This window comes from Nocardia sp. NPDC058058, from assembly GCF_042885355.1.
Classification (GTDB): domain Bacteria; phylum Actinomycetota; class Actinomycetes; order Mycobacteriales; family Mycobacteriaceae; genus Nocardia.
In genome coordinates this window covers 1568377-1580104 of sequence record NZ_JBHVSA010000004.1, presented here as the reverse complement: position 1 = coordinate 1580104, position 11728 = coordinate 1568377, and the positions used below count along the sequence as shown (strand labels likewise).

The 11728-nt window shown below is 65.8% G+C and carries 10 protein-coding genes; 2 read left to right on the top strand and 8 right to left on the bottom strand.

Annotated features, from left to right (window positions below; translation table 11 throughout):
- Window positions 1-31: 31 nt before the first annotated feature.
- From ACFVUS_RS38260 to ACFVUS_RS38225, 8 genes are all read right to left on the bottom strand, one after another.
- Window positions 32-625 (bottom strand): TetR/AcrR family transcriptional regulator, encoded by a 594-nt coding sequence (locus ACFVUS_RS38260; RefSeq protein WP_387778302.1) that lies wholly within the window; start codon window positions 623-625, stop codon window positions 32-34.
- A gap of 103 nt (window positions 626-728) precedes the next feature.
- Window positions 729-1610: a LysR family transcriptional regulator gene (locus ACFVUS_RS38255; protein ID WP_387778299.1), complete on the bottom strand. Its 882-nt coding sequence runs from the start codon at window positions 1608-1610 to the stop codon at window positions 729-731.
- Window positions 1607-2377 carry a TetR/AcrR family transcriptional regulator gene (locus ACFVUS_RS38250; RefSeq protein ID WP_387778296.1) on the bottom strand — a complete coding sequence of 257 codons (771 nt, stop codon included), beginning with the start codon at window positions 2375-2377 and terminating at the stop codon, window positions 1607-1609. The genes ACFVUS_RS38255 and ACFVUS_RS38250 overlap by 4 nt, the downstream gene beginning before the upstream one ends.
- Before the next feature lie 196 nt (window positions 2378-2573).
- A complete protein-coding gene (locus tag ACFVUS_RS38245; RefSeq protein WP_387778293.1) occupies window positions 2574-3041 on the bottom strand; it encodes a hypothetical protein in 468 nt (155 codons plus the stop codon).
- 355 nt (window positions 3042-3396) lie between these two features.
- Window positions 3397-5280: a hypothetical protein gene (locus ACFVUS_RS38240; RefSeq protein ID WP_387778290.1), complete on the bottom strand. Its 1884-nt coding sequence runs from the start codon at window positions 5278-5280 to the stop codon at window positions 3397-3399.
- Entirely contained in the window at window positions 5277-7046 is a 1770-nt protein-coding gene (locus ACFVUS_RS38235; RefSeq protein WP_387778287.1) for a hypothetical protein, read from the bottom strand. Before ACFVUS_RS38235 ends, ACFVUS_RS38240 begins: the two co-directional genes overlap by 4 nt.
- A gap of 148 nt (window positions 7047-7194) precedes the next feature.
- Window positions 7195-8757, bottom strand: a complete 1563-nt coding sequence (locus ACFVUS_RS38230) for a flavin-containing monooxygenase (protein ID WP_387778284.1) — start codon at window positions 8755-8757, stop codon at window positions 7195-7197.
- Window positions 8754-9395 carry an SRPBCC family protein gene (locus tag ACFVUS_RS38225; protein ID WP_387778281.1) on the bottom strand — a complete coding sequence of 214 codons (642 nt, stop codon included), beginning with the start codon at window positions 9393-9395 and terminating at the stop codon, window positions 8754-8756. The genes ACFVUS_RS38230 and ACFVUS_RS38225 overlap by 4 nt, the downstream gene beginning before the upstream one ends.
- Before the next feature lie 175 nt (window positions 9396-9570).
- Between ACFVUS_RS38225 and ACFVUS_RS38220 the strand changes: the two genes are divergently transcribed.
- Together ACFVUS_RS38220 and ACFVUS_RS38215 are read left to right on the top strand one after the other, a co-directional pair.
- Window positions 9571-10239 (top strand): TetR/AcrR family transcriptional regulator, encoded by a 669-nt coding sequence (locus tag ACFVUS_RS38220; protein ID WP_387778278.1) that lies wholly within the window; start codon window positions 9571-9573, stop codon window positions 10237-10239.
- A 51-nt stretch (window positions 10240-10290) separates the two neighbouring features.
- Complete coding sequence (locus tag ACFVUS_RS38215; RefSeq protein ID WP_387778276.1) at window positions 10291-11685, top strand: ABC1 kinase family protein; 1395 nt, start codon at window positions 10291-10293, stop codon at window positions 11683-11685.
- Window positions 11686-11728 lie beyond the last annotated feature (43 nt).

Below are 11728 nucleotides of genomic sequence, written 5' to 3'. Positions count from 1 at the left end.
TCGGCCGTCCGGCCGGAAAGTCGGCTCGCGCTCAGTGCGCGGTGCGCCACCGTTCGCCGATGACGGCGTTCAGCGCGCCTTCGACGCATACCGGCAGCGAGGCTCCCGGATGATCGGTGCTGCGCAGCCATTGCAGATACCCGAATTCGGCGGCCGCGAGCATGAGATGCACCAGCAGCCCCGGTGTGCTGTCCACCTGCGGATCGCGCGACATGCGCTGGGCGACCAGCTCCACCAGCCGGGCGCGATGTTCGGGCGTGATGAGCGCGACCCGGTCGAGCAGATGCGGCGCGGTGGCGAACGCGGATCGCCACTGTTCCAGCTCGGCCGTCGCGAGTGTGGAGGATCGCGCCAGAATCGACTGTGCCAGTGCGATATCGGCACTTTCCGCCGCGTCGCGTTCCTCGAGCAGCACGGTGATACCCGCGCCGCCCTCGCGCACCGGTTCGAGCAGCAGATCCTCTTTACTGCGCACGTGCCGGAAGTATGTGCTGGGTGAGATGCCCGCCGCCGCGGCGATCTGCTCGGTGGTCACCTCGTCGAATCCCTTGTCCGCGAACAGTTCGAAGGCCGCGCGCTGTATCTCGGCTCGAATCTGCCTGCGTTGCCGTTCACGTAGTGACATCGGCGTTCCTCCAAGTCATGCGCGGTTGCGGGATAGACCACCGCGTTCGACCGCACCGTGACAGTATCTTGTTTCATGACAGAGACTGTCAAGAAGGAACTTGCTACCGCGCCAGGCTCGCCAGCTCCCGGACCCGCGGGTTGTCGGTGTCATTGCGCCACAGCAGCACCACGTGCACATCGGGCATTCCGGTGAACGGTACGAACACCACATCGGGATGCACGAAGTGCAGTGCCATGGCGGCCGTGGTCACGAAGACCCCCGCGCCGTGCGCCACCGCGCCCAGCATTTCGGGTTCGGTGATGGCGGTGATGCCGCGCCGGATGGGCCTGCCCGACGGGGTGACCTCCGGCGGCCAGAAGCTGCGCGCCAGTTCCGGCGGCACCGAGGGCGGTCCGATGATGGTGAGTTCGGCGAGATGCTCCATATCCAGCGAAGGCGCGGCGGCGAGCGGATGTTTGCGGGCAATGGCCAATCGTCGTGGGAAGACCCCGATTTCGGGTCCGACGGTGAGGTCGGGCTGTTCCACCGGCAGCAGACAGGTCTGAATGTCGACCTCGCCGCGGCGCAGCGGACCGTACACATCGCTCCAGGACAATTGGGTGAGCGTCACCTCGCAGTCGGGGTAGCGCTCGCGCAGTCGCAGCAGCGGACCGTCCAGCGTGCTGAAATACGGCCCGAGGAAGCCGATGCGCAATCCGTCCGCGGCCGCACGGGTGCCGACCACGGCACGGCGCAGATCGTCGAAGGCGGGCCGGACATCACGAAGTAACCGCTCCCCCAAGGGATTCAGCTCCACCCGCCGGCTGGTGCGCTCCACCAACCGCCGTCCCACCCGACGCTCGAGCGAGCGCAGCAGCTGGCTCACACGGGGCTGGGACAGTCCCATCCGCTCGGCGGTGCGGCCGAAATGCAGTTCCTCCGCGAGGACCACGAAGGCTTCCAGTTCGAGCGGGTCGATGCGCCCGAATTCCACGCCGGTCATCCCGCCCACCCCGGCAGCCGGGTCGCGAGCCCGTCCAGAATGCGTTCCAACCCGTACCGAAATTTGGTCTCGCGGACCGCGCCGATACCCGATTCCGCCCGCGCCACAATGGATTCCCCGATGCGCCGGTGCGCGGAGGTGATCCGTTCCAGGGTCGGCAGCAGTTGATCGACGAGCTGCTGTTCATCCGCACCGCTGCGCGCGACGGTGGTGAGCCAGGCCGCCTCGCTCAGGCAGATGCCGACCACGTAACCCATGACGGTGCTGATGGCGGTATCGGTTTCGTTGCGCGGGAATTCGGCGGCGTCGAACACTCGGAGCAGAAATTCGTTGAGCCGCAGCACATTCGGCCCCAGATAGGCGAGTCCGACCCCGGGCAGCGCCTCCGCGATCCACGGATGCCGCAGGATCACCTCGCGCATGCTCTCCGCGCAGGTGGTGACCGCATCCCGCCATTGCCCGGCCGTCGCGAGTTCCGGAATGGCGATCTCGCCGTAGACGGCGTCGACGGCGAGTTCGATCAACTGATCCCGCGTGGCCACGTGCCGGTAGATCGAGGTCGCGCCCGCGTTCAATCGCGCACCCAGGGTGCGCATGCTCAGCGCCGCCATACCTTCGGCGTCCAGCAGCGTAATCGCCTCGGACACAATCAATTCCCGATTCAGTGCCGGTCGGGGCCGCCGCTGCGGGCGGGTCCACACCGACAGGCCCGGATGCGATGCGGAGATGATGTTCTCCTGCTGCGGTATCTCCGCTCGACGATCCACCGCACCTCCGTTCCGGCCCGCGGTCGCGCCCGAAGGCGACGAAAACCGCACGCGGATGAGAGTAGCGCACACTGTGCGCATCTGCGAACGATCAACGCAAACGCGCAGCGGCCGCCGGCGCGAGCAGTACCGGACAGCGCCGGCGATACCCGGATGAGTTGAATCGACAAGCAGGCGAACGTGCCTGGTGAACGCGCTAGCCGAGCCCTCGGCGGGCGATCGGCCCGAGCGCGCTGAGATCGAGGTCGCTATTGGCCTCGGTCCAGCCGGAGGCGCGGAGTTCGGTGGGTGAACCGATCCCGAGGGCATCGTGCAGTCCGATGACGGCCGATCGGGCCAGATCGGCCAAACGACTCGGCGGGATGGGCCACAGCAGCGTCTGCCGCCAGTTCTCGATTTCGTGTTTCGGTACCGGCGCGGTCCAGCCCAGCTCGCGCAACCGCAGCGCGGCGGTCTCCGTAATCGGTTCGGCGAGATAGTAATTGCCGGTGAGCTCGGCGGAAAGCCGGATGTCGAACTGCTGGAACTGAACGTATCGATTTCCGGTCGCGGCAATGACGAGGGTGGCGCGCGAGGGTAATTCGGAGAGTATGCGCGCGAGGGCATTCGCGAACACGTCCCAGTCGGTTATCGCCTTCTGGTCGTGCTGCGCCCGGGTGCCCATCCTGGCCGATCATACGCCGTCAGAACCTTCGGTACACCGAATAATCATGGCGCACTTGCGCTACCGCCGCGCGATCCCTCCACCGAGCACACCCAGCGGTGAGCAGGCGATCGCGCGGGCGGTGCGTTCATCCGGCGTAAAACTCTGCCGTGCAATGAATTCGCGCAGCTGAGCTCGTATAACACCCAACAAGGCCGCTGATCGCGTCATTGGCAAAGCGTGTACCGAGCTCATCGTGCTCCCGTTCTCTCCGTTTGTCCCGGAAAGAACACTCTTCCAAACAAAAGCCCAGGTGGCCGTTAATCTCTCGTGAAAATCAGCGCACGAACCATTCGGAAACCGCGTAGCTCACCGGTCAGGGCTGGGTGAGGAAGTTGGCGATGAGAGTGCTTGCCATCTCCGGCATTCCGTTGTTCTGCCGTTCCGCGGCGGTGACCACGTCATAGTGCCGGTAGCCGGGGATGAGCTTGGCGTTCGCGGGCAGCAGGCCCGCGTAACCCGCGTTCTGCAGTGGCGAATCACCGGCGAGGATGGTGAGATTCTTCCGCCCGGCCGGGGTGCTCTGCCAGCGGTCACCGTGCAGCAGGAAGTTCAGGATGCCGCCGGTGCGGTTCTGCAACTGTCGCAGCTCCCCGTCCCGTCCGATGCCGAGCGCGAAGACCATATCGGTGATGATGCGCAGCGGGGTGTACTCCTCGTAGAAGTCGGTGGGCTGCCAGCCCGGATTCATCGCGTGTGCGAACTGGCCGAAATCGGTGACCTCGTGATCGCGGTCGGTCGGATTACCGCGCACCGGATCGATGCCGTCGATGGTGGCGGCGGGCACCTGGTCGTAGTTCTTCCAGCCGCACAGTTGATTTCGATCGGCCGGGGTGTAGTTCTGCCCGTAGCCGACCCGCATCGGAATGATGAACAGGGTGGGTCCGAGCACCGGCACCGAGGCCAGCCCGTTCGGCACCGGATAGGTCTTGCCGACCACCGGGCAGTCATAGAAGCCGAGCCCGGCCTGCATGACGTACTCCGCCGAGTTCTGGTCGAAGAGCATGCCCAGCGCGGCCGCGTTGGTGAGCCGGAAATCGCGCGGCAGGTTGGCCCCGGTGAACAGGTCGAGGTAGTCCTTGCCGTACATCAGCCGCATCCACGGTTCGGTGCGCAGATCACCCGGCACCAGCGTCTTCAGATCGCTTTCGGCGTCGGGATGCTGATCGGCCGCCATGGCCGCGAGCTGATAGGTGTTCATGATCTCGCTGGCCGCGATGACCGGCAGCTGACCCACACCCAGGCCGTTCTTCATCAGGAAGTCGATCGCAGTGCGCGCCGCGCCGCCGACCGTGGACAGGAAGGCGTCCAGCGGCGGCACCCCCGACAGCCCCGCCGGATCGGTCATGGCGAAACCGTCCTCGGGCACGCTGCCGCCGCCGCACAGGCTGTAGCCCGAATCGTCGGTGGTGGCCGGATTCTGATCGAAATCCCACGCCATCATGGGACCGACCATGAACGCGCCCAGCGAATGTCCGCCGCAGAAGCTCTTATGCCGATCCCCCGCGTCGGGCAGCAGGTATTCGATCACCACGCGCCAGTCGTCCAGCGACAGCGCCAGCCCATATTCACCGAGGTAGTTCAGATCCTGCGAGCTCTGGTAGCGATAACTACGGCCATCGACCGATTGCCCGTTGAAGTAGTAGTTCGCGGCGACGCGGTAGTCCCCCGCCCGCTGCGCGGCCTCCCAGCCGGTGTGGTCCTCGGCGCAGTTGGCCCGGCGATCCATCGAGACGTATTCGACGAACTTCCCGGTCGCGGCCGCCTTGCGAACCACCTGCACCGCTTGGGTATTCAGGTTCGCCGCGCCGGAGAACAGGCCCGGCTGCATGGTGAGCACCGCGTCCGCGTCGGAGGATTTGGCGGGTCCGTTCTTGGACCGATACCGCACGAACGAAATCCAGTCGCACGCTTCGGGATGCGCCATCGTGGAGTACGGGCTCGGATAGTGCAGCCGGACGTAGGTGGCCTCGACATCGTCGCCGAGTCCCGGATCACCGGTGACCGGACTGACCGTCGCCTGATCCGGTCCGCCCGGTAGTGCCGGTTGCGCAACCGATTCCGGCATGGCGAAGCCGGTGAAGACCAGTATCGCGGTGACCGCCAGGGGAACTCCCATGGACAGCAGCAGTCTGATCCGAGTGGTGAGCGACATGCCCGCCCGCCTTCCGAGGTACGTGGTGGTGAATTCGCTTGTCATCGAATGCTCTTCACGAAATCGGCCAGTGTCTGCGCGCTGGCGTCGGGCTTCCCGTCGTTCTGCACCCGGGCCGCGCCGATGGTGTCGACGTGGCTGTAACCGGGCAGCGTGACCACCTGCGCGGTGGGCGGCGGCGGCACCACCACGCCCGCACCCTGCTGCACGAAACCGTCACCGGCGTAGGCGATATAGCTGGGCTTGGTGCGCGCCATGTTGTGGTAGCGCAGATTCGTCATATCGCCGCCGCGCGCACCGCCGTAGCCCGCGCCGATATCGATGAAGAGCCGGGCCGGGGTGTAGGTCTCCCAGTACGCGTACGGCGCGCCGGTGCCGAGTTGCCTTGCGGCGTCCCGGATATCGGATGCCTCATGATTCGGCGAGGTGTACGGCACATCGCGCACATCGTCGTAATTCCGCCAGGTGTAGAGCACCGTCGGATCGGTCGGCCGCACCCGCGTCTGCGGACCGGCGACGGCGCGCAGGAATCCGCCGAGCAGCGGAACCTGGGTGACCGAACCGGGTACCGGGAACACCTTGTCCGACACCGGACCTCCGGCCAGCGCACCGACGCCCTGCTGGAACAGCGCGAAATTGCCGGAGTTGTTATCGATGAACTCACCGAGCAACGCGGTATTGGTGAACCGGTAGTCGCGAATATTGCCCGAACCGTCCGCGCCATTGGTGACGAACCCGGACAGCGATCCGGAGAACATGTAGTCCAGCGTCGCGTCGATATCCAGATCGTGCGGAAGATGCTTCAGCAGTTGACTTTCCGCGTCGGGTTCCAGATGCGCGGCGAGCCCGGCCAGCCGGTAGATCATGAAGGTCCGCGCCCCGACGATCGGCACCGAGACCAGTGCGCGCGGCAGCAGGCCCACATTCGCGGCGGCCTTCACCACATCATTGGTCGGCCCGACAATGGCATTGGTGAGATCGTGCAGGAACGGCGTGTTCTGAATGGCCACCGGATCCGAGGTGATCATGGTGTCCTGCGCGGCGAACGCGGCGCACTGGTTGTAACCCGCGTCGCGGGTGGTGGCCGGGTTCCCGTCGAAATCCCAGTCCGAGAAGAATCCGGTGACCAGCCCGCCGAGGGAGATACCGGTGCAGACGTATTTGCGCTGGCGCACAGCCTGATCCGGAATCTCGTTCAGCATGATCTCGTACTGATCCCGGATGACGCGTTCCATGCCCATACCGTCGAGCACGGCCAGATCCGGCGAATCCTTGAATCCTGGGAACACCTTGCCGTCGATCGGCTTGTGATTGAAGTAGTAATCGACCGCGTCCAGGTAATTGCCGGTGCGCAGCGCGTAATCGAAACCCTCGTTCTCGTCGAGGCAGGCGCTGCGCCGCGCGAGCGCCCAGAATTCGATGTTCTGACCCGAAGCCTTCGCCGCGACAACGGTATTGGCGGCGACGCTGTCGGAATTCACCGCACCGCCCATCGCGCCCGGCTGCTGCACGATCACATGGTCGGCGTCGGCGGAAGCCGCGGGTCCGCCGACCGGCCGGTAGCGCAGATAGCCCGCCCGATCGCAGGCCGCCGGATGGGCCGGGGCGCCGGCGGGCAGCGGCAGGAAGTAGCTGACGCTGGAGATGATCACCCCGTCCCGAACTCCCAGCACCTGCTCCTGGCGATCGGTCGCGATGCCGATCGGTTCCGGTTCATCGGCCCCGGCGCCACCCATCGGCAGCACCGCGGTCGCCGCCGCGACGGCGACCGCCAGCACGGCCGATCGCCGCAAATTGTCGAGCGCAGACACGCACCGGCCCCTTTCGAATATCCCAATGGCACGACGACCGGCGCGGTGAACCGCTCGACCACATCGTCGACGCACAGCACATCACCGGCGCCTACGAGCGCACCATTGACATTTCCGAGAAAGCGGACGACGCCGTTAGTGCATATGCTCAGCCGCGCGCGAGCTCCACATCGGGGACGTCGGTGGCCTCGTCGAATACGGCGGCGGGTCGATAGCTGTAATCGTCGCGGTCGAATCGGGTGGCCTTGCGATAGGTTTTCAACAGCGACCAGGGCCGAATGTATGGCGATTTGCCCTGCGAGTTGACGAAATAGCTGTTCGAGCCCTCGCACCGGGTTTCCAGGTAATACGACAGGTTCCGGCCGCTGCGCAGCATGTCGGCATGGAATCGCCGTTGCGCCTCGGGGCGGACCTCCACCACGGTCGCACCGCGCCGCCGGGTCTCATCGATGACGGTGGCGATATGGCGCATGGCGTTCTCCACGAAATAGTGGAATGCCGTACCGGTCCAGGAGTACGGGCCGATCATGATGAACCGGTTCGGCACCTTCGCGACCGAGGTGCTGTAGTACGCCTCCAGCCCCTCGGTGTTGTAGAAGACGCCGAGGTCGAATCCGTCGCGGCCGATGACGGTTCCGGGTTTGTAGCTCTCCGGATCGGAGAACACCTCGTACCCGGTGGCCAGCACGAGTGCGTCGATCTCCCGTTCCACCCCGTCGGCACCGCGGATACCGGTCGGGGTGATCTCACTGATGCCCGCGGTGATGAGATCCACGTTCTCGCGATTGAGCGTGGGCAGATAGTCGCCGCCCGCGCCGCCGCGAATGCACACGATGCCGAAGCCGGGCCGCAGCACCTCGCGGGTTCCCTTGTCCCGCACCTTGATTCGCAACCAGCCGGAATAGGCATTGCGGCCCACGGCATCGACCAGCCGGGCTCCGCCCTTCCAGAGCGGCGCGGGCGTGTAGATCGCGATCCGCAGCGCCGAATCGATGACGGTCTGGGCGATGCCGTTGGCGACCGCCGAACCGCCGGGCAGTGCGAGCAGGCGCTGCATCCACGGCCGCAGCACGAAGTCCGGCTTGGGCAGATACACCTGCGGGGTCCGCTGATAGATGTCCAGGCGCTCGACCTGCGCGGCCAGTTTGGGCGCGATCTGCATGGTGCTGGCCCCGACGCCGATGATGCCGACGCGCTTGCCGGTGAAGTCGTACTCGTGATCCCAGCTCGCCGGATGCATGGAAACGCCCGTGTACGAGGCCAGTCCGGGGATGTCCGGGGTGGTCTTGGGGTTGATGTACGCACCGACCGCGCTGATCACGAACCGCGCGGTGAGCACCTCCCCGGATTCGGTGTGCAGCTGCCACATTCCGTTCGCGTCATCCCATTCCTCGCGAATGACGCTGGTGTGGAAGCGCATTCGACGCGGCAGGTCGTACTCCGCGGCGACCTGTTCCAGGTATTCCAGAATCTGATCGCGTTTGGCGAAGAGCCGATCCCAGTCGGGTTTGCGCGCGAAGGAGAACTGGTAGGTGGTGCTCGGGATATCGCAGCCCGCGTCCGGATAGCTGTGGCTGTACCAGGTGCCGCCCAGCCCGCCCACGCGGTCGATGATCAGGAAATCATCGATGCCGATCTCCTGGAGCTTGACCCCCGCGCAGATGCCGCCGATGCCCGCGCCGATGACGATTACCTCGTATTGCGGTGTCATTTCACGCCTTTCCCGGTCCGGCGGCCGGGCACCGCAGCGGACTTGCCATTGGTGCCGACGACTCGCGGTGGCGGCGGCAGGGTGCGCGCGACCTGCTGCACCCGCCGGTTGAACAGCGGTCCGATGCCCCCGATGCGATAGGCGGTGCGCCACAGCGGCGGCGCCCAGGTGGAGAAGCGCAGCGGCAGCCGCGGGGTGACCGCGACCGTCCAGACCAATTTGGATCGGTCGTTGCCGATATCGGTGAAGGTCATATCCTCGGCGTACTGGTCTACCAGCAGATACTGCATCCAGTTACCGCTCACCACACCGAAGGTGATGCGCCGGTCGGGCTCGTGCCGCCAGAACTTCTCGCGTTCCACCCACAGGAACCGCAGCGGTTCGAACACCGATCCCATATCCCGCACCACGCCGACCCCGCGCAGTGGCGAGTCGTACCGCACGCCCAGGCGCGGGAACGGCAGCCAACTCCAGGCGCGATCGTCGTCGATGGCGGTCCACACCGCGCGCACCGGAGCGTTGAATTCGCGCTCGATGGTGAAAACCAGTGCGGCGGTGTCGAAGACCGAATCGTCGACGGGTTGCCGGGCGGCGTGCTGGGTGTGCAGGAACGAGGTGATACCGGGTGATCGCGTCATGGAGCGACTCCTTTGTCGTACAACATTCAGCCTCGGGCGAATGCGGTTCTGACCTGCACTCAATTATCGGACAGGCTCGTCATCAAAATAAACTGTCTCAGACAGAATCGCAAGAGTCGATCCCCCGGACGGTTGCCGGGCGTCATCAGCGGGACGGGCGCATACGATGTGCTCGATGACCGAACCAGCCAAGCGCGGACCCGGACGCCCCCGCGATGAGCAGAACACCGAGCGGCGCCGGCGCGAGCTGATCGCGGCCGCCTACCGCGTGTTCACCACCAAGGGCTACGCGGCGGCCTCAACGGCCGATATCACCGCCGAGGTGGGCATCGGTTACGGCACCTTCTACCGCTATTTCGACAGCAAGCGCGCGATCCTGGACGAGGTCGTCGACTACGGCCTGGATCGGCTGCTCACCGAAATCGCCGGGGACGTCTTCGAACCCGCGCTGCTGGACCGCGAGTTCACCGTCGAGGAATTGATCCAGACCTGGTCCGGCGCGGTCGAGCGGATGTGCCATATCGCCGAATCGGATCCGGCGCTGATGAACGCGATGCTGTTCGAGCTACCCGGCATCGACGACGAGCTGAACACCAGAATCCTCGGCTTGGGCGGCATCCTCGCCGCGACCGTCGACCGATTCCTTTCCCGCGCGGTCGATTCCGGGGTCATCCGAGATGACGTGGATACCGGCGAGGTGTCCTGGATGCTGCTGGCCCTGACCATTCCCCCGGTCATGCGCACGCTCCAGGGCCGCGGCGGATCGGATCGGCGCGCCTATATCGATGCCGCGATCGCGGTACTCACCCCGGGCCTGCGGGCACTACAGCCGGATACGGATTAGTCGACACCGGCGTCTGTTAATCTCGCAGCTCTCGCCGGAATGAGGTCGCCGATGCCGAACGATATCCCCGTCTCCCGCGCGCGACGCGGCGCCGAACTGGGCAAACTCGTTGCGGGCCAAGCGGTTCGAGGCGCGAGCGTGCGATTGTCCATGGTCCGCGATACCGAGGAACAGCGCATCGCCCGCACCGAGCGCGCACTCGTCGAGGCGGCCGAGGACATCGTCACGGTGCTGGGCAGTATGAAGGGCCTGGCGATGAAGGCCGGGCAATTGCTGTCCATGTTCGATCCGCTGGCGGCCTTCGGCGACCGCGCGATATCGCCGCGCCAGCGCGAACGCTTCCAGCGCAAGCTGGCCGCGCTCTACGACCAGAGCACGCAGTTGCCGTTCGAGCAGATGCGCAAGGTCATCGAGGCCGATTACGGCCGCCCGATCGATGCGGTGTTCGCCGAGTTCGACCGGGAGCCGATCGGCGCGGCATCGATCGGCCAGGTCTATCGCGCCCGGCTCATCGACGGCCGCGCGGTCGCGGTCAAGGTGCAGTACCCCGGCATCGATATCGCCATCCGGGCCGATCTGAAGAACCTCGCCCTGGTGATGCGCCTGCTGCGCGGCGTCGCACCCGCGGTCGCGGATCACACGCTGGTGCGTGAACTCGCGACCCATATCGCCGCCGAGATCGACTACCGCGCCGAGGCCGACCATCATCTGACCATCGCGCGAATCTTCCAGGGCCACCCGTTCATTCACATCCCGGCCGTCGAGGCCGACCTGTGCACCGCCCGGGTGCTGGTCACCGAAATGGTCGAGGGTCTGCGCTTCGACGAGATCACCGCGCTGCCCGAGGGCGAGCGGGATCGGGTCGGCGAGATTCTGATGCGCTTCTATATCGGCTCGATGGTGCGCGAACGCCGTTTCACCGGCGATCCGCATCCCGGCAATATCCTGCTCACCGCCGACGGCAAGGTCGCATTCCTGGATTTCGGCCTGTTCAAGCAGATGGATGCGACGGCGGTGGAATTCGAACTCGACTGCGCCCGTGCGGCATCGGAGTACCGCGGCGCGGACCTGCGCACACTGCTGGTGGATTACGGTGTGCTGGAAGAGAATTCACCGGTCACGCCGGAGGAGTGCCTGCGGTTGATGTACGAGGTGTCCGGCTGGCTGCTGACCGATGCCGAGACCCGCGTCGGCGCGGACGCGGCATCGGACGCCCTGCTGGCGGTCATCGATCCGCGCCGCGGCTATTTCGACAACCTGCGCCGCGAATACGCCCCGGCCGAACACGCCCTCGCGCGCCGGGCCGAGTACGGCACCCTGGCCCTGCTCGGCAAATTGCGCGCCACCGGCAATTGGCATCGCATCGCGCGGGAGTGGTCGCACGGCGACGCGGCCCGCACCGAACTGGGCGTGCTCGAACAGCGGTGGCTGCGCGCACGAGCGTGACGGTTGCCACTCGGCCGACAAGATGAGAAGATTCGAACGTAAC

Excerpts from the sequence above, each read along its gene's own strand:
- ACFVUS_RS38225 (WP_387778281.1), bottom strand. The coding sequence starts at position 9,395 with ATGACGCGATCACCCGGTATCACCTCGTTCCTGCACACCCAGCACGCC.
- ACFVUS_RS38245 (WP_387778293.1), bottom strand. The coding sequence starts at position 3,041 with ATGGGCACCCGGGCGCAGCACGACCAGAAGGCGATAACCGACTGGGAC.
- ACFVUS_RS38255 (WP_387778299.1), bottom strand. The coding sequence starts at position 1,610 with ATGACCGGCGTGGAATTCGGGCGCATCGACCCGCTCGAACTGGAAGCC.
- ACFVUS_RS38215 (WP_387778276.1), top strand. The coding sequence starts at position 10,291 with ATGCCGAACGATATCCCCGTCTCCCGCGCGCGACGCGGCGCCGAACTG.
- ACFVUS_RS38220 (WP_387778278.1), top strand. The coding sequence starts at position 9,571 with ATGACCGAACCAGCCAAGCGCGGACCCGGACGCCCCCGCGATGAGCAG.
- ACFVUS_RS38230 (WP_387778284.1), bottom strand. The coding sequence starts at position 8,757 with ATGACACCGCAATACGAGGTAATCGTCATCGGCGCGGGCATCGGCGGC.
- ACFVUS_RS38260 (WP_387778302.1), bottom strand. The coding sequence starts at position 625 with ATGTCACTACGTGAACGGCAACGCAGGCAGATTCGAGCCGAGATACAG.
- ACFVUS_RS38240 (WP_387778290.1), bottom strand. The coding sequence starts at position 5,280 with ATGACAAGCGAATTCACCACCACGTACCTCGGAAGGCGGGCGGGCATG.